The 22,032-nt window shown below is 73.7% G+C and carries 15 protein-coding genes and 1 pseudogene; 7 read left to right on the top strand and 9 right to left on the bottom strand.

The features are described 5' to 3' along the window. Positions 1-87: 87 nt before the first annotated feature. A complete protein-coding gene (locus tag ACZ6Y7_RS36520) occupies positions 88-1,356 on the bottom strand; it encodes a PucR family transcriptional regulator (protein ID WP_465762275.1) in 1,269 nt (422 codons plus the stop codon). A 351-nt stretch (positions 1,357-1,707) separates the two neighbouring features. Here ACZ6Y7_RS36520 and ACZ6Y7_RS36515 point away from each other — a divergent pair, with 351 nt between their 5' ends. Next, positions 1,708-2,640 (top strand): esterase/lipase family protein, encoded by a 933-nt coding sequence (locus ACZ6Y7_RS36515; protein ID WP_465762295.1) that lies wholly within the window; start codon positions 1,708-1,710, stop codon positions 2,638-2,640. A gap of 76 nt (positions 2,641-2,716) precedes the next feature. Here the strand turns inward: ACZ6Y7_RS36515 and ACZ6Y7_RS36510 are convergent, their stop codons facing one another. Both ACZ6Y7_RS36510 and ACZ6Y7_RS36505 read right to left on the bottom strand, forming a co-directional pair. Continuing rightward, entirely contained in the window at positions 2,717-3,301 is a 585-nt protein-coding gene (locus ACZ6Y7_RS36510) for a HutD/Ves family protein (RefSeq protein ID WP_465762274.1), read from the bottom strand. A gap of 173 nt (positions 3,302-3,474) precedes the next feature. After that, a pseudogene (locus tag ACZ6Y7_RS36505) lies at positions 3,475-4,723 on the bottom strand (MFS transporter). A gap of 116 nt (positions 4,724-4,839) precedes the next feature. Between ACZ6Y7_RS36505 and ACZ6Y7_RS36500 the strand changes: the two are divergent. Continuing rightward, on the top strand, positions 4,840-6,024 hold the full coding sequence (locus ACZ6Y7_RS36500) for an ROK family protein (RefSeq protein WP_465762294.1): 1,185 nt from the start codon (positions 4,840-4,842) through the stop codon (positions 6,022-6,024). A 184-nt stretch (positions 6,025-6,208) separates the two neighbouring features. Beyond that, complete coding sequence (locus tag ACZ6Y7_RS36495; protein ID WP_465762273.1) at positions 6,209-7,327, top strand: PLP-dependent cysteine synthase family protein; 1,119 nt, start codon at positions 6,209-6,211, stop codon at positions 7,325-7,327. 181 nt (positions 7,328-7,508) lie between these two features. Here ACZ6Y7_RS36495 and ACZ6Y7_RS36490 read toward each other — a convergent pair whose 3' ends face one another. From ACZ6Y7_RS36490 to mscL, 4 genes are all read right to left on the bottom strand, one after another. After that, positions 7,509-10,037: a right-handed parallel beta-helix repeat-containing protein gene (locus tag ACZ6Y7_RS36490; protein ID WP_465762272.1), complete on the bottom strand. Its 2,529-nt coding sequence runs from the start codon at positions 10,035-10,037 to the stop codon at positions 7,509-7,511. Positions 10,038-10,465: 428 nt separating this feature from the next. Beyond that, on the bottom strand, positions 10,466-11,341 hold the full coding sequence (locus ACZ6Y7_RS36485) for an MOSC domain-containing protein (RefSeq protein ID WP_465762271.1): 876 nt from the start codon (positions 11,339-11,341) through the stop codon (positions 10,466-10,468). A 276-nt stretch (positions 11,342-11,617) separates the two neighbouring features. Next, entirely contained in the window at positions 11,618-12,415 is a 798-nt protein-coding gene (locus ACZ6Y7_RS36480) for a DUF6643 family protein (protein WP_465762270.1), read from the bottom strand. Positions 12,416-12,949: 534 nt separating this feature from the next. Further along, complete coding sequence (mscL, locus tag ACZ6Y7_RS36475; RefSeq protein WP_465762269.1) at positions 12,950-13,396, bottom strand: large conductance mechanosensitive channel protein MscL; 447 nt, start codon at positions 13,394-13,396, stop codon at positions 12,950-12,952. A gap of 522 nt (positions 13,397-13,918) precedes the next feature. Between mscL and ACZ6Y7_RS36470 the strand changes: the two genes are divergently transcribed. The 3 genes from ACZ6Y7_RS36470 (at position 13,919) to ACZ6Y7_RS36460 (ending at position 17,069) form a co-directional block, all read left to right on the top strand. Then, positions 13,919-15,175: a glycosyltransferase gene (locus ACZ6Y7_RS36470; RefSeq protein ID WP_465762268.1), complete on the top strand. Its 1,257-nt coding sequence runs from the start codon at positions 13,919-13,921 to the stop codon at positions 15,173-15,175. A 234-nt stretch (positions 15,176-15,409) separates the two neighbouring features. Then, the gene (locus ACZ6Y7_RS36465) at positions 15,410-16,084 is read left to right on the top strand and encodes a thiol:disulfide interchange protein DsbA/DsbL (protein WP_465762267.1); all 675 of its coding nucleotides are present in this window, start codon (positions 15,410-15,412) and stop codon (positions 16,082-16,084) included. Positions 16,085-16,193: 109 nt separating this feature from the next. Continuing rightward, a complete protein-coding gene (locus ACZ6Y7_RS36460) occupies positions 16,194-17,069 on the top strand; it encodes an alpha/beta fold hydrolase (protein ID WP_465762266.1) in 876 nt (291 codons plus the stop codon). Between the two features lie 116 nt (positions 17,070-17,185). Here the strand turns inward: ACZ6Y7_RS36460 and ACZ6Y7_RS36455 are convergent, their stop codons facing one another. Then, a complete protein-coding gene (locus tag ACZ6Y7_RS36455; protein WP_465762265.1) occupies positions 17,186-17,932 on the bottom strand; it encodes an SAM-dependent methyltransferase in 747 nt (248 codons plus the stop codon). Positions 17,933-18,024: 92 nt separating this feature from the next. Next, positions 18,025-19,173 (bottom strand): glycosyltransferase, encoded by a 1,149-nt coding sequence (locus tag ACZ6Y7_RS36450; protein WP_465762264.1) that lies wholly within the window; start codon positions 19,171-19,173, stop codon positions 18,025-18,027. A 57-nt stretch (positions 19,174-19,230) separates the two neighbouring features. Between ACZ6Y7_RS36450 and ACZ6Y7_RS36445 the strand changes: the two genes are divergently transcribed. Further along, positions 19,231-20,001, top strand: a complete 771-nt coding sequence (locus tag ACZ6Y7_RS36445) for a glutamate racemase (RefSeq protein WP_465762263.1) — start codon at positions 19,231-19,233, stop codon at positions 19,999-20,001. Positions 20,002-22,032 lie beyond the last annotated feature (2,031 nt).

Below are 22,032 nucleotides of genomic sequence, written 5' to 3'. Positions count from 1 at the left end.
GTCGGGTCGTTCGTCTGCTGGATTCGTTCGTCTGTGGGGCCGTTCGGTTACTGGTTCGTACGTCGTGGCCTCCGGCTGCGGGCGTGACTACCGTACGGGCGAGGCCTGTTCGGCGGTGCGGGCGGCGAGCGCGGCGGTGATCCGCAGGACGTCGGCCGGGCGCGCCGGGTCCAGACCGGTCAGCGCGGCGATCCGGCGCAGGCGGTAGTCGACGGTGTTCGGGTGCAGGTGCAGCGTGCTCGCGGTGTGCCGACGGTTGAGGCCGCAGGCCAGGTGGGTGCGCAGAGTGGTGAGCAACTCCCCGGCCCCGGCGTCCGCGAGGGGTTCGATCAGCGCGGCGAGTCGCGCGCGGGCCCGGCTCGGCCGGGTGAGCTGGTACTCCAGCAGTACGTCGTCCAGCCGATGCAGCCCGGGCGGGCGCCCGAACGCCCGGGCGACGTCGAGGACTTCGTACGCGAGGGCGGCCGCCTCGGGCACTTCGGCGGGCACGGCCTCGGCCGCTCCGGCGAGGACGGGCGCACCGGCGGCCCGGGCCGCGGCGGCGAGGGTCGTGGCGAGGTGGGGCCAGGGCGCTTCGGGGGTGGCGTGGTCGGCTGAGTCGAGTGAGCCGGCTGACTCCGCCGACGCGTGCGGCACCTCCGGCGGGCTCGGCACCGGTGATCTCGACGAACCCGCCGACGGGACGAACGGAACGAGCACCAGGCCTCCCGAAGGGGTGAGCGCGGTGAGCGCCGACTGCCGGGTGCGGTGGTCGAGTTCGGCGCCGAGCCGGCGGAGCTTGCGGCGAGCGGCGATGGCCGGGTCGACGCCGGGGGAGTGCTCGTCGGGGTGGTCGGCGATGGACAGGCAGAGCACGGCGTAGCGGGCGGGCAGCCGGAGTCCGGCCCTGGTGGCGGCCTCGTCGGCGGGGGTGCCTGCGAGCAGGGCGGTGAGCAGGGACTTCCGGCTCGCGGACCGCAGATCGGCGGCCGGTCTGCGGCCGTCCAGGTAGCCAGCGCCGGCGGCGGTGGTGGCCTGGCCGAGCTGGTCGAGCAACAGCCGGTTGAGAATGAGCAGTTCGGCGGCCTCTCCGTCCCTGGCGTGCCGGGTGACGAATTCCCAGCAGACCTCTGCTCCGAGGTGGTGGGCGAGTAGGACGGCGTCCAGCGGCAGGCCTTCCTCGGCGCGTCGAGCGGCCGCGTCCCGGACGGCGGCGAACTCCTCGGCGGGGGCGGGGAGTCCGGTGCGGACGGTGTGCGCGAGGGCGCGGATCCGGCGCTCGGTGTCCCGGGTGAGTTCGCCGGTGAGCTGTTCGCGGGGCAGGCGGCGGTAGACCGGCACCCGGTCCAGCAGGGTGGCGACCACCGCTTCCGCCAATTCCCTTGCGCAGCTCAGGAGTCGTTGGTCGGCCGGGAGGCCTCCGATCGCCGGGACGCGCCAACCCGGTGCCTGTGCGGATGTGTTCGGGGTTGCGCGGTCGGGGGTGCGGCGGGGTGTGCAGGGGGGTCCGTTGTGACCGGTCACAGAGAACACCGTCCAGGTCTGGGGAACGCCCAAGGGCCGGGCCGGAGGGGCGACCGCATGATTGAGCCACTCGGGTTACCTGTTGGTAACAAACTTCCGCTGTGGAGGCAACAGTTGAGAACCCCACTTCTCCGCTTCTCCGCAAGTCCCTTGCACCGACGGCTCGGCAGTAGCGTCGGTGCGGCACTCCTGGCCGGCGCGCTGCTGGCGGGCGCGACGGCGGCGCCGGCGAGTGCGGCCCCGCTCCCGGCCGTCGTCGGTGGCGCTTCGGCTGCCGCTGCCGCTGCCGCGCCTGCTGCCGCGCCCGCTGCCGCGCCTGGTGTCGCAGCCGGTGCCGAACTGCCCCCGGACGGCGACACGGTGGCCTCCCCGCCCGGCGCCAACGACTGGACCTGCCGGCCGAGCGCCGCACACCCCAACCCGGTGGTCCTGGTGCACGGCACCTTCGCCAACCGCTACGAGAACTGGCTGGCGCTCTCACCGCTGCTCAAGGGGCTCGGGTACTGCGTCTTCGCCCTCGACTACGGGACGATCCCCGGCATCACGTCGAGCGGCAGCGGCCTGCTGCTGCCGATCGGCGGCCTCGGTGCGGTGCCCGACTCGGCGGCCCAACTCGCCCGCTTCGTGGACCTGGTGCGGAACGCCACCGGCGCGGCCAAGGTCGACCTGGTCGGCCACTCCCAGGGCGGCATGCTGCCGAACTACTACCTGAAGTTCCTCGGCGGTGCGTCCAAGGTCGACAAGTCGATCGGGTTGGCCCCCTCCAACCACGGCACGACGCTCGACGGGATCGTCAACCTCGCACCGTACTTCCCGGGGGTCGCGGACCTGATCTACACCGTCTGCCAGGCCTGCCGCGACCAGGCGGTCGGCTCCGACTTCAACAAGGCGATGGCCTCCCGCCCGGACACCGTTCCCGGCGTGCGGTACACGGTGATCTCGACCGTGTACGACGAGGTGGTCACCCCGTGGCGCACGCAGTTCCTGAGCGGCCCGGGCGTGGACAACGTGGTGCTGCAGGACCACTGCCCGATCTCGCCGGTGGAGCACGTGGCGATCGCGTTCGCACCGACCGCGCTTCACCTGGTGACCAACGCCCTCGACCCGGCGCACGCCACGCCGGTGCTCTGCGGCTGAACCGGCGAACGGTGCTCCCGCCTCCGGGACCGGGGGCGGCAGCACCGTTCGGTGATGTGCGTTGGTGGTGGACCGGTCAGTCGGCGGTGCGGAAGGTGATCACGGCGGTGACGCCGTCCGGGCGCAGCTCGTGGCGGCCCGGTGCGTCGTCGAACAGGACGGCGTCGTAGCGGGCGAGTTCGACGCAGGCCGGACCGCCGACGACGGCCGAGCCCTCGAGGCAGACGACGAGGACGGCGCTGCGGGCCTGGGTCTCGACCGCAGTGGGCGCGGTAGCCAGGTCCACGCTGGCTTCGATCCGTCCGCGACGCGTCATCACGTTGAAGTCCACCACCGGGCCGGCCAGCAGGCGGCAGTTCGTGGCGGCGTCGCCGGAGAAGGGGAACGGCCGGTACGGCGTGTCGACCAGGTGCTCGTCACCGTCGACGGTGAGAGCCATGCCGGCGCCCTCGACCAGGGTGATCACCCGGTCGATGCCGGGGAACGGCGAGAACGGCCCGGCCGCGGCCACGTCGGCCAGACTCACCCGCCAGTCGAACCTGTCCAACCCGGCTCCTGCCGGGAAACCGGCGACCTCCCTGGTCACCCCGCCCCCGTTGAGCCACGCCGTTGCGGGGCGCTCGGCCGCCCGCAGTACCTGGAAGCGTTCGCTGGTCGTCATGGGCCCGCATCCTGCCACTGCTCGGACCGGTCCGTCAGCGAGGGGTGGAGGGAGCCGCGGCGGGGTGGGCTGCGACGAACAGATGACAGCTGACAGCGAACAGAAAACAGAAAACAGCTGACAGATGTTGAAATCTGTCAGCTGTCACCCGCCCCTCCGTCACCCGCCGCTCGTCACCGGAACCGCCGTCCGACCGACAGCGGCAGCAGGGCCGCCGCAGTCGCCGCGACCGCGACCGTGGTGAGGGCCGTCGGCAGTCCGGCGGCGTCGGCGAGGAAGCCGATCACCACCGGGCCGACCAGCATCCCGCCGTACCCCAGGGACGACGCGAGGGCGACGCCCTGTGGGCCCCCTGCCTCCCCGGCCCGGGCGATGGCGAGCGGGAAGAGGTTGGCCAGGCCGAGGCCGACCAGGACGAACCCGCAGATCGCCACCGGCGCCATCGGCGCGAGCGCGGCGACGAGCATCCCGCCCGCGGCCGTCAGGCCCCCGAGCAGCATGAGTCGGGTCTGTCCGAGCCTGATGGACAGCCAGGTGCCGCCGACCCGACCGCTCGCCATCGCGAACGCGTACGCGCCGTACCCGGTAGCCGCCACGGCGGAGCTCGCGTGGACATCGTCGGTGAGGTGGAGCGTGGTCCAGTCCGCGATCGCGCCCTCGCCGTACGCGGTGCACAGCGCCGTGACGCCGAGCAGCAGCACCAGCAGCCGGGCGTTCGGTCGACCCGCGCCGTTGCCGGTAGCCCCGGACGCACCGGCCCCCCGTTCGGGCACGACCGCCGGCGCCGCGGGGCTGCGCATCAGCACCAAGCCCGCGCCGACGGTGACGGCCAGGCCCAGCAGTCCGCTGAGCGCGAGCGCCCAGGCGGTGGTCAGCGGTCCGGCGAGCAGTCCGCTGACGCCCGTGCCGACCAGCCCGCCGAAGCTGTACCCGGCGTGGAAGCTGGGCATGACGGGTCGCCGCAGCTGCGCCACCAGGTCGACGGCGGCGCTGTTCATCGCGACGTTGGCCCCGCCGTACCCGGCGCCGAAGAGCAGCAGCGCGCCGCCGAGCGTCCGCCACCGAGTGGGTGTGTGCCGGCAGGAGGACGGCGAGGCTGAGCAGGGCGAGCGAGCCGACGGTCACCGGGCGCGAGCCGTACCGCAGGCAGAGCCGGCCGACCGCCGGCATGGTGAGGACGGCGCCGATCGACAGGCACAGCAGTGCGAGCCCCAGGGCGCTGTGGGAGGCGTTGACCTGGCTGCGGACGTCCGGGATGCGGACGACCCAGGCGGCGAAGAGGAAGCCGTCGACCGCGAAGAACGCGGTGAGCGCGATGCGTGCGGGACTCCAGGGGCTGTCGGCCACCGGGGGTGTGCTGCGAGACTGGGGGCAGGGGCGGTCCGGTCGGGAATGGGCGCGGATTTTGTTTCGAAGCGACACAAAGTCACAATAGGGGCGTGCAGCTCTCACCATCAAGCCCGAGGCCCGGCACCGGGAACGACCCTGAGGCCCAGCGTGACGGCCACCGCCGTGCGGCCCCCGACCGCGGTCGGACGCTGCTCGGCCCCGCCCTCTCGCTGATCCACACCGGTCAGACGCCGACCCGCTCGGCGCTCACCCGCGCGCTGGACGTCACCCGGGCCACCGCCGGCGCGGTCACCGCCGAACTCGAAGCGCTCGGCCTGATCACCGTCGATTCGCGCCCGGCCGGCGGAGGCCGCGGGCGCCCCTCGCACCGGCTCGCGATCGACCCGCAGGGCCCGGTCGTGGTCGCCGGGCAGATCCACGCCGACGGGCTCAGCGTCACCCTGGCCGGCCTCGGCGGACTGCTCGACCAGCCCGTCCACCTGCCGCTGCCCGCCGCCACCGACCCGGTCAGGCTGCTGCGCGCCGTCGCCGAGGCGGGCGCCGAACTCGCCCGCGCGACCGACCGCCGCTGTCTGGGCGCCGCGCTCGCGCTGCCCAACCCGGTCACCGAGCCGGACGGCGCCGCGCTCGCCGCGCTGCACTTCGCCTGGCCGAGCGGCACCCCGGTCGCCGACCTGTACGACGTCGAGGTCGGCCGTGCCGACCACGGCCCGAACGCGCTGCGCCCGCTGCCCACCGCGATCGCCAACGACGCCAACCTCGCCGCGCTCGCCGAGTACCGGCACGGCGCCGGGCGCGGTGCCCGCCACCTGCTCTTCGTCACCTCCGGCCACCGCGGCGTCGGTGGCGCGCTGGTGATCGACGGTCACCTGCACACCGGCAGTGCCGGCCTGGCCCTGGAGGTCGGCCACCTCACCGTCGACCCGCAGGGCCGTCCCTGCATGTGCGGCAACCGCGGCTGCCTCAACTCCGAGACCGACCCGGACGCGCTGTTCGCCGCCGCCGGCCTCCGCCCGGAGCCGGGGCGCCCGCTGCTCGACCAGGCGCGCGAGCTCTGCCGGGCCGCCGCCACGGACGACCGGGCGCGCGCGGCGGTCGAGCACGTCATCGACCGGCTGGGGCTCGGACTGGCGGGCGTCGCCAACATCCTCAACCCCGACCGGGTGGTCCTCAGCGGTCTGCACCTCGACCTGCTGGAGGCCGCGCCCGAGCGGCTGCGCGCGGTGGTCGCCGAACGCAGCCTGTGGGGGCGCAGCGGACGGGTGCCGATCGTCGGCGCGGAGCTGGCGCACGGTGCGCTCGCCGGAGCGGCCGAGCTCGCCTGGGGACCGTACCTGGCGGATCCGCAGTCGGTGCCCGTGCAGTTCGCCTAAAGCCGGGAGCTGGGGCCTCGGGAGCCGGGATCGTGAGAGTCGGCCTCTCGGAAGCCGGGACGTCGGGTGGGCGGAACGGAAGCGGTGGAATAAGCGGAAGCTGGGTCGTCGAAAAATGTCACTTATCGTGACTCTCATACACTCGTAGTGAGCAGTGGGGGGCCACGACGAGAGAGAAGCGATCATGAGAACCGAGCGCGGCATCGAGCCGACCGTCGACGTCGACCGCTCCGACCAGGACTACCGCGCCTGGCTCAAGGAGGCGGTGCGCAAGGTCCAGGCCGACGCCAACCGCTCCGCCGACACCCACCTGCTGCGCTTCCCGCTGCCGGCCGAGTGGGGCATCGACCTCTACCTCAAGGACGAGTCCACCCACCCGACCGGCTCGCTCAAGCACCGGCTGGCCCGCTCGCTCTTCCTCTACGGGCTCTGCAACGGCTGGATCCGCCCCGGCAAGCCGGTGATCGAGGCCTCCAGCGGCTCCACCGCCGTCTCTGAGGCGTACTTCGCCCAGCTCATCGGCGTGCCGTTCATCGCGGTCATGGCCAAGAGCACCAGCCAGGCCAAGATCGACCTGATCCAGTTCCACGGCGGGGAGTGCCACCTGGTCGAGCGGTCGGACGAGGTGTACGAGGCGTCCGCCCGCCTCGCCGAGGAGACCGGCGGGCACTACATGGACCAGTTCACCTACGCCGAGCGGGCCACCGACTGGCGCGGCAACAACAACATCGCCGAGTCGGTCTTCGCGCAGCTGCGCCTGGAGCCGCACCCGGAACCGGCCTGGATCGTCGCCACCGCCGGCACCGGCGGCACCTCGGCGACCATCGCGCGCTTCGTGCACTACATGCAGTACGACACCCGGATCTGCGTCGCGGACCCGGAGAACTCCTGCTTCTTCGACGGCTGGGTGCGCCACGACCAGGACGCCGTCTGTGAGAGCGGCTCGCGGATCGAGGGCATCGGCCGGCCCCGGATGGAGCCGAGCTTCGTGCCGGGGGCGATCGACCGGATGATGAAGGTGCCGGACGCCGCGTCGATCGCCGCCGTGCGGGTGCTGGAACAGGTCCTCGGCAAGAAGGCGGGAGCCTCCACCGGAACGGGGCTGTGGAGCGCGCTGCGGATCGTCGCCGAGATGCGCGAGGCCGGTCGGACCGGCAGTGTGGTCGGGCTGATCTGCGACCCGGGGGACCGCTACCTGGACAAGTACTACTCGGACGCATGGCTGGCCGGTGAGCGGATCGACATCGCGCCGTACCGGGCCGCGCTGGAGTCCTTCCTCGCCGGTGGCCCCTGGGCGGGATGACACGGCGGCCGGGGCCGGGCGGGTCGGCGGATCGGCAGGGGGCGGGTGACAGCTGACAACCGACAGATTTCAGATGACAGATATCAGCGAACAGATTTCATCATCTGTTATCTGTCATCTGTTACCTGTCACCCGCTCCCCTGTCACCCCGCCACCCCGGCCACCCGCCGGCGGGCAGCCCCTACGGCAGCGGTGCCGTCGGCAGGTCGGCGGGGACGAGGAGCTGGAGTTCCTCGGTGGACGGGTCGGCGAGATGGGCGACCCGTACGGCGTGCCGCTCGACCATGGTCTCGAAGATCTGTCGAGCGGTGCGCCCGTTGCCGAAGTTGGGGCCGCGCTCCAGCCGGCCGAAGTGCTGCAGCAGCGCCTTCTCCGTCTCCTCGGAGAGCGCGTACTCGTGCTCCGCGCACTGCGCCCGCGCGATCTCCAGCAGCTCGTCGGCCGTGTAGTCGGGAAAGCTGATGGTGCGTGAGAAGCGGGACGAGACACCGGGGTTGGCGGAGAGGAAGCGTTCCATCTCGGCGGTGTAGCCCGCCACGATGACGACCACCTCGTCCCGGTGGTCCTCCATCAGCTTGACCAGGGTGTCGATGGCCTCGCGCCCGAAGTCCCGCGCGCCGTCCTCGGGGGCGAGCGCGTACGCCTCGTCGATGAAGAGCACGCCGCCGCGCGCCCGGTCGAAGGCGGCGGCGGTGCGGATCGCGGTGGAGCCGATGTGCTCGCCGACCAGGTCGACGCGGGCGACCTCGACCAGGTGCCCGCGCTGGAGCACCCCGAGTGAGGCGAGGATCTCGCCGTAGAGCCGGGCGACGGTGGTCTTCCCGGTGCCGGGGGCGCCGGTGAAGACCAGGTGCCGGCGCAGCGAGGGGGCCTTGAGCCCGGCCTGGCGGCGTCGCCGGCCGACCGAGATCAGGTCGATCAGGGTCCGCACCTCCTGCTTCACCGTGGCGAGCCCGACCAGCGCGTCCAGTTCGGCGAGCGCCTCGTCGGCCGGTCGGCAGTCCGGGATCGGGGCGATCGTCGCCGAGGCTGCCGCCGCAGGGGCCAAGCCCTGTGCTGCAGCGGCCAGTTGGGCCGTCCTGGGAGAGGGGACGTCTGCTCCGCCGAACGCGGCCCCGACGCCTGCGGCCCCGAGCCCCGACGTCCCGAGCCCCGACGTCCCGAGCCCGGCGGACCCCGGCCCCGGCCCCGGCCCCCGCCCCGATGCCGGACCGGACGCGAGCCCGGCCCCCGCCGCCACGACGTCGTCCGAGGTGCACCCCTCGGTGACCGGCCCCGGCTCGGAGAACTCGAACCCGGCTCGCTCGTTCTGCTCCGCCCGGCACCGGGTGAGCTGCGTGCGGCAGCCGTCGATGATGTGGAAGCCGAAGCCCTTGCCGTGCGACACCCGACAGTCCTCGAAGGTGCCGCGCCCCTGGGCCGAGACGTACACCCCGGCGTCGGTGCTGGCCCGTACGGTGCAGTCGCGCAGCACCGGGTCGGCGCCCTTGGTGACGATCACGCCGGTCGCCACGTCGGAGATCTCGCAGTCGGAGAGCAGTCCGCCGCTGCCGTGGTCGCGGAACCAGAGCCCGGTACCCGCCTCCTGGACCCGGCAGGCGGCCAGCGAGACGGTGGCCCCGCCACTGACCGAGACGGCCGAGCTGCGGATCCGGCTGAACGAGCAGCCCTCCGCGGTGGCGGCGGAGTCCCGGTCGAGGACGAACAGGGCGTCCGGGAGGTCGTGCAGCGAGCAGTCGGTGAGGGTGAGCCGGGCGCCGTCACTGACCCAGAGCGCCGGGTACTCGCCGGTGGAGCCGTGGATCTGGCTGGACTCGGCGCTGGCCTCGGTGCCCTGGTCCCAGACCGAGAGCGCGCCGCGCCCGAAGTCCCGGACGGTGCTGTTGACGAGGCTGAGCCGGGAGCGTCCGCGCAGGTCGGCGCCGTTCTCCGGCAGGTCGTGCACTCGGCAGCCGGTCAGCACCAGTTCGGCCTCGCCGTCCAGGGTCAGGCCGTTGCCGGTGACCCGGTGGATCTCGCAGTCGACCAGCCGCCCACCCGCCTGCGCCTCGGCCTGCACACCACTGCCGCGGATCTCGTAGATCTCACAGCCGGTCAGCTCGGCCGCGCTGCCGGGGTCGGAGAGCAGGACGCCGGCGCCGGAGGCGTGGTGGACGCGGCAGCGGTCGAGGGCGGCGGTCGCACCGCCGAGGACGGCGAGTCCGGCCTGGCCGGCGGCGGCGACCTCGCAGTCCTCGAAGGCGGCGGCGGTGCCCTCGCCGCGCAGGCGCAGGCCGAGTCCGCCCGGGTTGGCGACCACGCAGCCGCGCAGGGTCGGCCGGGCGCCGTCGGTGATCTCGATCCCGGTGGCCGAACGGGTCTCGATCCGGCAGCCGCTGAACGCGGGGGTGGCCTGCGCGCCGGTGACCAGGACGGCCGGGGCGGAGCTTTCGCCGCCCTCGACGACCAGGTCGCGGACGGTGGCGGCGGCGGTGACGGTCACCGCCACCCCGGAGGCGGGCTCGATCCGCACGGTGCCCGGTCCGTGGGCGGCGACGATCGTCACCGGCTTGTCCAGCAGCACGTTCTCCCGGAAGGTGCCCGGCCGGAGGGTCACGGTGTCGCCCGGTTCGGCGGCCGCCAGGGCCTCCGCGAGCGTGTCGTAGTCGCCCGCGCGGCGACGCCAGCGGGATGCGCTGTCCTGGGTGACCCGGACCCTGTGCTCAGCCATGACGGTCTGTCGTCCCCACTTTCGTCGAGCCGGCGTTCCACGGACCGAACGCGCGGGGGTGCGCGGGCCGTCCGCCCACCGTAGCGCGCTCCCATGGGTGGTTCGGCCGCCCGTCGTCCCGCGGACACCGGTAGAGCCCGCCGCCGCCACAGGTTCCGACCAGTTGTTTCAACGAGCGCACACAGCGGGAGTTCCGGGCGAGGGCGGGTCCCGTACGGCGGCCGATTCCGTACGGCGGCACGGCACTTCGGCGGCAGCCCCGCATGGCGGCCCGCACGGCAGTCCCGCACGGCAGTCCCGCACGGCAGTCCCCCCACGGTAGTGGCCCCCCGCGCGGGAACGGCCTCCCGCTGGGGGCGAGAACGGCCCCCGTGTGCGGGGGACCGCTCCCCGTGCGCGGGCGAACGGCCTGCGCGCGCGTCCGGCGATCAGCGCCCGTCGACCGGCCAGTGCGCCCCGTCCTCCAGCACCTCGACGTCGTCGCCCAGGCGCAGCGTGCCGAGCACGTCGCCCTCGACGCCGGCCGGCCGCTCGGGGATCAGGTTCTGTCCGAAGGCGGCCTTGCGCAGCAGCCGGTGGTGCCGGGCCAGGGTGCGCAGCGGTTCCTTGCCGCGCCGCTCGCCGGTCTCCTGGTCGGTGGTGGTGACGACGCAACGCCCGCAGGGCTTGACGACCTTGAAGGTGAGTCCGCCGATCCGGATCCGGCGCCAGCCGTCCTCGGCCCAGGGCTCGGAGCCGGTGACCACCACGTTGGGGCGGAAGCGCTCCATCGGCAGCGGCGTGTGCTCCTCGGGGTGGTCGGCGGCGATCAGGTCGTTGAGCCGGTCCAGGGAGGCGGTGGTGGTGAGCAGCAGGGGGAAGCCGTCGGCCATCGAGACGGTGTCGCCGGGCTCGCCGTACTCGGGGTCGACGGGTCGGGCCCGCGGGTCGTCGAGGTGGATCAGCCGGTAGTCGCCGAGGTGTTCGGCGATCCACAGGTGCGCTTCCTTGGCGGCCTCGGCGGCGTGGAAGCGGGTGCCCCAGACCTCGACCTCGGCGATCGGGTCGCCGGCCGTGACGGCGGGGGCCGGTACCTCGATCCGGGAGCCGTCGGGGGCGGTCAGCGCGAGGGTGCCGTCCGGCCGGAGTTCGGGTCGGACCTGTCCGAGGGCGGCGTTCTCCCGCTGGCTGACGAACCGTCCGGTCGGATCGGCGAGCATCCAGCGTCGGTCTCCGGCCAGGCCCCAGGGGTGGACGACGGCGCTGTCCGGGTTCAGGCGGTACATGGACTTGACGGGGTAGACGTGGAGTCCGGTGAGCTGCATTCCCCCATCCTGCCAGCCGGCGTTCCGCCGTCGCGATGGCCCCCTGGGCGGCGGCTGGACGACGGCCGTCGGGCCGGCGGATTCGGCAGGCTTCCGAGGCTTCGCCGGCGACGACTCGCTGAATGCGCACGGACCGCCCGGGACGCCGTGGGGGCGTTCCGGGCGGTCCGTGGATGACCCGTTTCTCCGTTCGCCCGGCGTTCGGGGGCCGCCGGGTGGTGCTCAGGTGGTGCGGGTGCGGGCCGTGTGGGGGGACGGCCTCGGGGTGTCAGCGGTTCAGTAGCCCTGGCCCTGCGGCTGGTAGCCGCCCTGTCCATTGGTGGCGAAGGAACCGTGCTGGGGCTCGCCGTAGGGGCCGGGCCGCTGCGGCTGCATCGGGCGGACCGGCGCGACCGGCGACATGGCCGGGCGCAGTTGGCCGCCGCCGAAGGACTGGTCGCCGCCCTGGCCCTGGAAGCCGGGGCCGCCCGAGGCCGGACCGCCGAAGGACTGCGGGCCGCCGAAGCCCTGCGGACCGCCGGGCTGGCCCTGGCCGAAACCACCGGGGCCGCCGGCCGGTTGGGCGCCGAAGGGCTGCTGGCCGGCCTGGCCGCCGATGAAGGTGTTCTGGCCGCCGAAGCTCTGACCGCCGGTCGGTTGGTAGCCACCGCTGGCGGTCTGGGTGAAGGCCGGGGCGGCGGGCTGCGGTCGCTGGTACGGCTGGGGGGCGCCGTAGCCGGGGACCGGCGGCTGGGTGGTGGCGTACGCCGGCGCGGGCTGCGCCGGGATGTACGCGGTGGCGGGGCCTGCGGAGGGGCCGCTGCTCGGGCCGGGGCCCAGGGCGAGGCGGGCGGGCGGCAGCGCGGGGAGGTTGCTGCCGGCACTTTCGTACCCGTTGCCGTACCGGTTGTCGTAGGACTGGCCGAGGCCTGGTCCGTACCCGGACGACAGCGCCGGCGGCAGGGCGGCCGGCACGTTGATGGGTGCGATCTGCGGGACGCCGCGCTCAGCCACGAGGCTGTCGTAAATCGGCGTGCCGGAGGAGAAGGACGGAGAGGGGTAGCCGACTCCGTCGTAGGAGCGGGGCGAGGTCATGGGGCATACGGTAAGCCCACAATGCGCCTGCTGAGGAGAGCGGGAGGGGGAGCAGTTCGAGTGTTTACACAGTCTTCGCTCGCGCAAAGGTTTCGAAAGTAGGAAGAACGGACAAAACGGAGTCCAGTTCCGGACAACCTTGGTGGCCCGTCAGTGATCGAACAGCGGCCGCACTGAGGACCGGGACGGCCTTGCGGTGACCGGGCGGTGGACGGGCGGGGACCCTGCGGAGAAACTTTTGCGGACGGGGCGTGCGCTGGCGCATTCGAGCCCCCGCCGGGGCTGCGGCGGGGGATCGTGAATGTTTCGGGAATAAAGGTCCCGTCAGCGCCCTGATCAGCTGCTCGGAGATGGCGCCGAGACCGCGGCACGGGCCGAGAGCGCAGCGGTGGCAGCGGCAGGCGCGAGGACCGGGACCGGGACCGGGACCGAGACCGAGACCGAGACCGAGACCGAGACCGAGACCGAGACCGAGACCGAGACCGAGACCGAGACCGAGACCGAGACCCGGGCCGACGCCGCGCCCGCGCGGGGTCAGTGCGACTGCAGCGCCTGCGCCTGGGCGGGCAGCCCCGGCTTGCCGACCTCCGACGTGCAGAACGAGCAGCGGGTCGCGGCGGCCGGGATGGAGCTCAGGCACTCGGGGCAGTCCACCTTCGCGACCGGCGCGGGCTCGGCCGATTCGAAGCGCGCCTGCAGCTTGCCGACCGGTACCACCACGGCGAAGTAGATGACGGCCGCGGTCAGCACGAAGCCGATCAGCGCGTTGACGAAGAGGCCGTACGGGAAGCTGGTGCCGCCCACCTCGAAGGTCTTCTGGGTGAAGTCGCCGACCGCGCCGGACGCGACCCCCACCAGGGGGGTCAGGAAGGCGCTGACGAACCCGGTGACCACGGCGGTGAAGGCCGCGCCGATCACGATGCCGACCGCGAGGTCCACCACGTTGCCGCGCAGCAGGAAGCTGCGGAATCCCTTGAACACCGGGCGACTCCAAATCCGTACGGGGGAGGGGGAGATGGGGCAGCACGGCGGCGCCCCGGCCGGACATCCTGCCGATCGGTCCGGGTCGAGGTCCAACCGCGTTCACCCGATTCGCGTAACCACGGCCGGGCCCCGCCGTGCCGGGCCGGGCGGCGCGCGGGCGCTCCGCGTACGGGCCTATCGGTGGTCGGCCGGCTCGGACAACTCGACCGATTGACCCGCGATTTGACGTCGGACGGGCCCCGGTGTCCCACGCACCCGCCGCGCCCCTCGGGCCCGTGCGCACCCGTGCGCACCCGTGCGCAACCCTTGCGCATCCGTCGCCCCCGGCGCACCCCGCGTCCGGCCCGACCAGCGCGAACCGGGGCGCGGCGCGGGGCGAGACGGGGCGCACGGCGGTCGCAACCGGCGCACGGCGGCGGCTCTGTGGCGCACACCGGGTGTACACGCGCGGGCGGATGGACCACCACCAGGTTGCGCGAAGGGGCTGTCCCGGGCGGAGCGCTGTGCCAAGGTCGGTCCATGTCCGACCGTATGTCGGCCGATCCGGCCGGAACCCGTCCGCGTGTCCTGCACCTGATCAGTGACGCACGCCGCGGCGGCGCCCAGAACTTCGCCCGTGACCTCCACCGGGAGCTGGGCCGCCGGGGCCAGTCCTCCGCGCTGTGCGCGCTCGCCCCGCACCCCGCCGACCGGGCCGGGGCAGGGGAGTCCGGCCCCGGCGACTGCCCTGCCGCCGGAGGCCCGCCCGCCGGCACAGGCGCGTCCGCCGCGGGCCGGCCCGCCGCCGCGATCCCGCCCACCGGTGCCTCCGCCCCGCGGGCCGACGCCGCCGGTCTGCGCACCGCCGCCGTCCTCGGCCCCGGCCGACTGCGCCCGAGCACCCTGCGGGCGCTGCGCGCCACCGCGCGCGCCGCCGACGTCGTGCTGGCGCACGGCTCGGACACCCTGGCCGCCTGCGCACTCGCGCTGGCCGGCACCCGCACCCCCTTCGTCTACGTCTCCGTGGGCCACCCGCGCTACTGGACGGCCAACCGGCTGCGCCGTGCGCGCGGCAGTGCGCTGATGCACAGGGCCGCCGCCGTCACCACGCTCACCGACGAGGCGCGCGCCGTCCTGGAGGAGCAGTTCGCGCTGCCCGCGGGGAAGGTGCGTGTGATCCCCAACTCCCGTGCGGCCGAGAGCTATCCGCCCGCCGACGGCCGGGACGACCGGCGCGCCGCGCGGCACGCGCTGGGCCTGCCGGCGGACGTCCTGCTGGTCGCGTGGATCGGCGCGATAGCCCCCGAGAAGCGGCTGGACCTCGCCCTGGACGTGCTCGACCGCCTGCCGGACGTCCGCCTCGCCGTCGCCGGGGACGGGCCGCTGCGCGAGACGCTGGCCCGCCATCCGGCCGCCGCCCGCGCCCACTTCCTCGGCCCCCTGCCCGATCCGGCGCCGCTCTACCGCGCCGCCGACGCCCTGCTGCTCACCAGCGACAGCGAGGGCGTGCCCGGCGCGCTGATCGAGGCGGCGCTGGCCGGTGTGCCCGCCGTCGCGACCGACGTGGGCTGGGTGCGCGAGGTGGTCCGGGACGGTGCCACCGGTGCGCTGGTCGCCCCGGGGGACCCGCTCGCGCTCGCCGAGGCGCTGGGCAAGGTGCTGGCGGTGAACCGCGCGGGTCTCGGCGCGGCGGCCCGGGCGCACGCACTGGAGCACTTCGAACTGGGCGCGGTGGTGGACGCCTGGCAGCGGCTGGTGGCCGAGGTGTGGACGGCGGGCGCGGCGCCGGCCGGCTGACCGCCGGAGTCGGCGTGCTGGCCGCTGCCGGCGCCGCGGAAGGCACAGCCGGCGCCGTGGAGGGGACAACCGGCGCCGTGGAGTCGGCCGTCGGCGCCGTGGAGCGACGGCCGGCACCGCCGCATCGACCGCAGGTCAACCCGTCGTGGTCGAGCTGCGCCGTTAGGACGAATCCCGGCACGACGCCGCCCATCGACTCGCCGGTAACAAGGAACCGCCAGCACACTGCCCGATGTGAACTCGAAGTCGCTGCTGCGGTCCACCATCCTGCTCGCCGTCGCCGCCGGAATCGTCGTGTCCCCTCTCCAGGCCGACGCGGCGACCCACCAAACCCCTGCTGAGGGAGGCCAGTTCGTCAAGCTCGGCCATCCGCAACCGGTGCGCGTGAGCGCTCGGACGGAGGCGGTCGAGTTCTTCTGGTACTCCTGCAGCCACTCCCAGTCGTTCGAGAAGCCGCTGCAGGCCTGGGCGGAGAAGCACCGCGAGGACGTCTCGCTGCGGCGCGTCCCGGCGATCTGGCCGGGCAGCCAGGACGAGTCGGCGCAGCGCGGCCACGCCCGCATGTACTACACGCTGGAACGCCTCGGCCTGGTCGACCGGCTGCAGATCAGCGCCTTCCGCGCGGTCCGCAACGAGGGTGTCGACCTCACCACCGAAGCCTCCTCGACGGATTGGGCCGTCCGCCAGGGCGTCGACGGCCAACGCTTCCGCCAGGCCTACCGTTCCGCCGAGGTTCAGAAGTCGGTCGAGGACGCCGCCGCCGCGTTCGTCCGCTACGGCGTCAACGAGCTGCCGATGGTCATCGTCCAGGGCGAGTACCGGACTTCGCCCTCGAAGGCCGGCGGCGTCGAGGCGATGCCCGGGGTGCTGGACCAGCTGGTGCAGCAGGAGCAGGCGAAGAGGGGCTGATTCCCCCCGAGGGCCATCGGCGACGGAGCGTCAGTTCGTCCGCTTACTCGGGCCGGTGGGCGCGCACGCGACCCTTGCCTAACCGTTCGGATGCTGTTTAATGGTTAGCATGAGCGAGCTGACGATCCCGCGCGTCCATCACCGCCACGTCGACGTCGACGGGCTGCGCATCTTCTACCGCGAGACCGGGCCGGCCGATGCCCCCGTCCTCCTGCTGCTGCACGGCTTCCCCTCCGCCTCGCACCAGTACGCCCGGCTGCTCGACGCGCTCGGCACCCGGTACCGCCTGATAGCCCCCGACTACCCCGGCTTCGGCCACAGCGACAGCCCCGCACCCGACGCCTTCACGTACCGCTTCGACACCCTCGCCGACGTGATCGAGGGCTTCTGCCTCGCACTCCGGCTGGACCGTTTCGCGCTGTACGTCTTCGACTTCGGCGCCCCGGTCGGGCTGCGCTTGGCCACCCGCCGCCCGGAGTGGATCACCGGCCTGGTGGTCCAGAACGGCAACGCCTACGAGGAGGGGCTCTCCGAGCAGGCCAAGGAGTTCATCGCCCACCGGCGCGGCGTACCCGGCGCCGAGCAGGCCGCCCGCGCGATCCTCACCCTGGAGATCACCCGCAGCCAGTACGAAGGCGGCACCGGCGACCCGAGCCTGGTCGCCCCCGACGGCTGGACGCTCGACCAGCACGTCCTGGACCTGCCCGGCCGCAAGGACATCCAGGTCGAACTGGCCCTGGACTACTTCTCCAACGTCGAGCTCTATCCCGCCTGGCAGGCGTGGCTGCGCGCCGACCAGCCGCCCACGCTGATCGTCTGGGGGCGCAACGACCCCTTCTTCACCGAAGCCGGCGCCCGTGCCTACCTGCGCGACCTGCCTGCGGCCGAGCTGCACGTGTTCGACACCGGGCACTTCGCGTTGGAGGAGAAGCTGCCCGAAATCGCGCCGCTGATCGACGACTTCCTCGCACGCACGCAGAAGTAGCACGCAGAAGTGGCCGGACTCCCGGGCGATGTCGTCCTCCGCTCGCCTCCCGGTCGAGGGCGCCTCGGCGCAGCGGCCACGGGCCGCCGGGGAACCGCGCCGGTCGCGGAGTCCGTTCAGTCGCGGCGCAGCAGGTAGGTGACGAAGCCGAGCGTTCCCCGGTAGCCGTGCAGCCACTCCGTACGGTGCCGGTCCGCGGCCTCCCGTGCGTCGGCCGCGTCCGGGTGGTCCGGGTGGTCCAGTGCCCACTCGGCCACCGAGCCCGTCCAGGCGAACTCGTAGTCGTCCCATTCCTGTTCGGTGCTGACGTAGCCGTACACCGGCGTCCAGCCGTCCGCGAGGACCCGGTCGGTGGTGGTCGCCAGATCCGCGAACTCCTCCCGCGCCGCGCCCAGGCCGTCCAGGGCGGCCGGGGACGGCTCGCGCTGCCAGAACCCGTCGCCGACCAGCAACCGGCCCCCCGGCGCCAGGAGTTCGCGGGCCGCCGCGAGCGTCGGGAGCAACCCGCCGAAGGCGTGGGTGGAACCGACGCACAGCACCAGGTCGAAGGGCTCCTTCGCGCTGAACTCCCGTGCGTCCCGGTGGTGCAGGCCGATCCGGCGCTCGACGCCGAGCGCGGTCGCGGTCTGCCGGGCGCGGGCCAGTGCCCCGGCGTCCAGGTCCACCCCCACCGCCTGCCACCCCGGGCGTGCGGCCAGCATCCGGATCACCCAGGCACCCTCGCCGCAACCGAGGTCCAGGGCCCGGCCGTTCTCCCGCCCGGCGGTCGCGCGGTCCAGCAGGCGGGCCACCGACGCGTCCGCCAGCGGTGCCGCGATCGGGTGGTGGGCGTGGGCGAGGCGGGAGATCTGCTGACGGTCCATCCGAGCAGTATGGAGCCGATCGGTGCGCGGCGCCCGGGAATCACCCCGGTCCGCGAGCGGAACGCGACGCCGTTCGTCGGCGGGTCCGGAGGTCACGCCCGCGAGTAGGTCCGGCCCTTCCACGCCGCGCCCCGCCCGCGCCAGTGCTGCACCGCCGAGTCGACCGTCATCAGCAGGTACATCCCCGCCGTGAACGGCAGCAGCAGCACGGCCGCGGGCGGCCGGCCGTAGTACCGGACCATCGGCAGGTACGTGCCCGCCATCAGGGCCCACGCCGCCCCGCCGACCGCCGCCACCGTCGGCGCCCCCGCGACCAGCCCCGCCACCGTCGCCACCGGCGGCACCAGGTACACCAGCGCCAGCCCCACGACCGTTCCCAGCAACAACGCCGGCGAGTGCCTGAGCTGGGCGTACGCGCTGCGCGACACCATCCGCCACAGCTGCTCCAGCCGCGGGTACGGGCGGACACTGTCCACCTCCCCGGCCAGGCCCAGCCAGATCCGGCCGCCGGTGGACTTCACCGCGCGGGCCAGCGACACGTCGTCGATCACCGCACCGCGGATCGCCGCCACCCCGCCCGCCCGCTCCAAGGCCTCGCGCCGCACGAGCGAGCAGCCGCCCGCGGCGGCCGCCGTCCGGGCACCCGGACGGTTGCTCCGGCGGAACGGGTACAGCTGGGCGAAGAAGTACACGAAGGCCGGGACGATCAGACGCTCCCAGCCGGTCTCCACCCGCAGCCGGGCCATCTGCGACACCAGGTCCAGGCCGTTGGTCTCGGCCGCCGCCACCAACTCCGCGAGCGAGTCCGGGCCGTGGGCGATGTCCGCGTCCGTCAGCAGCAGGTACTCGACGTCCGGACCGGCCAGCTCCACCCCGTGCCGCAGCGCCCACAGCTTCCCCGTCCAGCCGGGCGGCAACGGGGGAGGGGTGGTCACCGTCAGCTCCAGCCCGCCGAGCGTCCGCAGCTCCGCCGCCAGCGCACCGGTACCGTCCGAGCTGTGGTCGTCCACCAGGATGACCCGCGCCCGCCCCGGGTACTTCTGCGCCAGCAGCGTCGGCAGGCTCACCGGCAGCACCGACGCCTCGTCCCGGGCCGGTACCACGATCACCGCCTGCGGCCAGCGGACCGGCGGACGACGCGGCGGCAGCCGCACGTCGGTGCGCCAGAACAGGCCGTGGCAGCACGCCAGCCAGAGCCAGACCAGCAGGGAGAACGCGGCGATCCACAGCAGGACGGTCACCCCGGCAGTCTGCCGCAGAACGGGCCCGACCGGGTGGATCGACTAAAGTCTTGACCCGTGAAGATCGCACTGATGGACTCCGGAATCGGCCTGCTGGCCGCCGCCGCCGCCCTCCGGAAGCTGCGCCCGGACGCAGACCTGGTGCTGTCCTCCGACCCGGCCTCGATGCCCTGGGGGCCGCACACGCCCGATGAGATCATCGAGCTGGCCCGCGGCTGCGCCCGGGCCGCGGCAGCGCTCGAACCCGACGCCCTGGTGATCGCCTGCAACACGGCCTCCGTCCACGCCCTCGCCGCCCTGCGCGCCGAGCTGGAGCCGGGGCTGCCCGTGATCGGCACCGTCCCGGCCATCAAGCCCGCCGCCGCGCGGGGCGGGCGGGTCGCCATCTGGGCCACCCCGGCCACCACGGGCAGCGCCTACCAGCGCGGGCTGATCCGCGAGTTCGGCGGGACGGCGGACGTCACGGAGGTCGCCTGCCCGGGCCTCGCGGACGCCGTCGAACACGGGAACGACGAAGCCATCACGGCGGCCATCGCCGACGCCGCCGCCCGTACGCCCGCCGGCACCGACGTGGTGGTGCTCGGCTGCACCCACTACGAGCTCGTGGAGGAGCGCATCCGCGCCGCCGTCGCCCCGACCGCCTCCCCGGCGCTCGTCCTGCACGGCTCCGCCGACGCCGTCGCCGCCCAGGCCCTGCGCCGCGTCAGCGACCCCACTCGCACGGGGGGCGGCACCCTCACCGTCCTCCACGCCGGCGCGCCCGCCGCGCTCCCCCCGGCCGCCGCCCTCTACCCGCAGGGGAACGCACTGGCCACCCTCATCCCCTGAGCCCGGCAGGGCCGACCGGAAATCTTGGTCGGCGATGAAGAGCCCCGCTGCGTCCACGCCGAATCCCGATTCCCGGGAGCGGGTTCCCTCGCGATTTCCCGGCGTGACCAATAAATCCCGCGCGAAGCCGAGGGCCCGCTGCCCGATTCCCCGCACCGAAAAACCAGCCCGGGGCAACCCCGACGGTCCAGGAAGTCGACCCGGCCGACTTCCTGGGCTCGGGCGGGTTCTCTCCCGGCCCGTTCGGATTGTCTCCGGACCTCGTCCCCGTGCCGTCCCTGCGCCCGTCGTGTGCCGTTCCCGTGCGTCCCTGTTCGGCCGGTATGTCGGGCTAGCTCGGTGCTGCGCTGCGGAAGGCCAAGGGGGTCTACTTGCGTAGATGCTGGGGCGTGCCAGTCTCCCCCTGTGCGGAAAGTCGAGTCGGCCGACTTCCTGGGCTCGGGCGGGTTCTCTCCCGGCCCGTTCGGATTGTCTCCGGACCTCGTCCCCGTGCCGTCCCTGCGTCCGTCGTGTGCCGTTCCCGTGCGTCCCTGTTCGGCCGGTATGTCGGGCTAGCTCGGCGCTGCGCTGCGGAAGGCCAAGGGGGTCTACTTGCGTAGATGCTGGGGCGTGCCAGTCTCCCCCTGTGCGGAAAGTCGAGTCGGCCGAGTTCCTGGGCTCGGGCGGGTTCTCTCCCGGCCCGTTCGGATTGTCTCCGGACCTCGTCCCCGTGCCGTCCCTGCGCCCGTCGTGTGCCGTTCCCGTGCGTCCCTGTTCGGCCGGTATGTCGGGCTAGCTCGGCGCTGCGCTGCGGAAGGCCAAGGGGGTCTACTCGCGTAGATGCTGGGGCGTGCCAGTCTCCTCGTGTACGGAAAGTCGAGTCGGCCGACTTCCTGCGCGCAGGGGCAGCGGGCGGCCAGGGGGGTCCGTGCTTCTACTCGCGTAGATGGAGGGGCCGCGCTCGGCGCGCACAGGAAGTCGACGCGGTCGACTTCCTGTGTCTTCCGGCGTCTGGCGGCGCCGGGGGAGGGCTCGGCAGTTGCGAGTCCGGCTGTGCAGGCTAGCCGGTGTCACTCGGCGTGCAGGGGAAGTCGGCCCGGTCGACTTCTGGTGCCAGCCCCGGGTCCGTGCTGCCCCTGTGGGCTTTGCCGCGCAGGGAACGTCGACGGGGTCGACTGTCCGCACGGAGGGGCGCCCGACTGATGTATCTACGCGCATAGATTCGCCTCGCGGGGCCGGTTGCGCCCTGGAAGTCGGCTCGATCGACTTCTCGCGCTTGGGGTTTCGGAGCTGGGCGTTTGCGTTGATCGGTGGCGCGGGTGGGTGTCGGCTTGCTGTGCGTCAGAAGTCGATCGGGTCGACTTCCTGCGCATGGGCCCCGGGCGCGGTCCGCGTGGCGCCGTTTCTATGCGCGTAGATCCGGAAGTGCGCCGACTGGTGCGCGTAGGAAGTCGGCCTGGCTGATGTCCTGCGCTGGGGGCGCGCTGGCGCTGGGCGGTACGCCGGCTTCTCCGAGGGCCGATCGGGAGTGTGCGGGCCGCAAGCGGTGCACACCGGAAGTCGATCTGGCCGACTTCCTACGCCCGACCGTGGCGGCGCGGCCTATCCGCCGACCAGCCTCTACTCGCGTAGACCCCACGGTGGCGGCTCGGCGTGCCCGGCAGCAACTCGACCGGATGGACTTCCCGTGTCGGGCAGGCGGCGGTCGGCTCGGGCGGCCGGAGCCGGGGGTCTACACGCGCAGACGTCGCGCGGCCGCACCCGGCGGGCGCGGGCGCCCGAGCGGAAAGTCGGCCGGGCCGACTTCCTGTGCACGGCCCGGTCGCTGGTGTGTGGTCGGGTTGTGTGCCCGGTGGTGCCCGGAACCCCCGCATGGCGGACAGTTCGTGCGGATCTCCCCGCATGCGAGAGCCGGGCTTTGCCGAGCCGGCATTCCGGGTGTCTTCCGGGCAATCGGCGTGGGGGGGGGGGGGGGGGGAAGGCGCCCCAGAGCAGAGGGGGGTGGGGGCGGGGGGGGGAGGGCCGGGGGAGGAGGTGGGGGTGGGGCGGAGA

Source organism: Kitasatospora sp. NPDC053308 (genome assembly GCF_055585785.1).
Note: the sequence above shows the minus strand (reverse complement) of the source record. Positions and strands in the feature narration are given on the sequence as shown.